Origin of the sequence: Caballeronia sp. GAWG1-1 (assembly GCF_023631465.1) — a bacterium.
Classification (GTDB): Bacteria; Pseudomonadota; Gammaproteobacteria; order Burkholderiales; family Burkholderiaceae; genus Caballeronia.
Genome location: NZ_JALQDB010000048.1, coordinates 1 through 409 on the forward strand (window position 1 = coordinate 1; position 409 = coordinate 409).

Consider the following 409-nt stretch of genomic DNA (forward strand, 5'->3'; position numbering starts at 1 on the left):
AGCATCAACGGTCTCGCAGCCATCGTCGAGCAGTCAATGAAGCTCGATCCATTCGCGCGTGCGGTTTATGTGTTCAGCAATCAGCGGCGCGACCGCATCAAGATGCTGCTGTGGGACCGTAACGGCTTCTGGCTTCTCATGAAACGCCTCGAGCAGGACCGCTTCGTATGGCCGCGCAAGGAAGCGGTGCTCATGCTGCGAACAGAGCAACTTCACTGGCTACTGGAGGGCATCGACATCGAAGCGATGCGCGCGCATCCGAGGCGTTATTATCAGCGCGTGACCTGAAACGAGAACCGGCATCGCTGGTCTAATTCAGCGATGCCGCCATCATCCTCTTCTTCTACCGACGAACTGCAGGCGCTGCGCGCAGAACTCGCTGCCATGAAAGGCGAGTTGCGTGTGGTGA

Annotated in this window: 1 protein-coding gene; it reads left to right on the top strand. The window is 58.2% G+C overall.

Features of this window, described 5'->3' with window-relative positions; genetic code table 11:
* Nucleotides 1–288, top strand: a 288-nt coding sequence (gene tnpB, locus NCT03_RS30820; RefSeq protein ID WP_250495211.1) for an IS66 family insertion sequence element accessory protein TnpB, incomplete at its 5' end; no start/stop codon positions are given.
* Nucleotides 289–409: the final 121 nt, after the last annotated feature.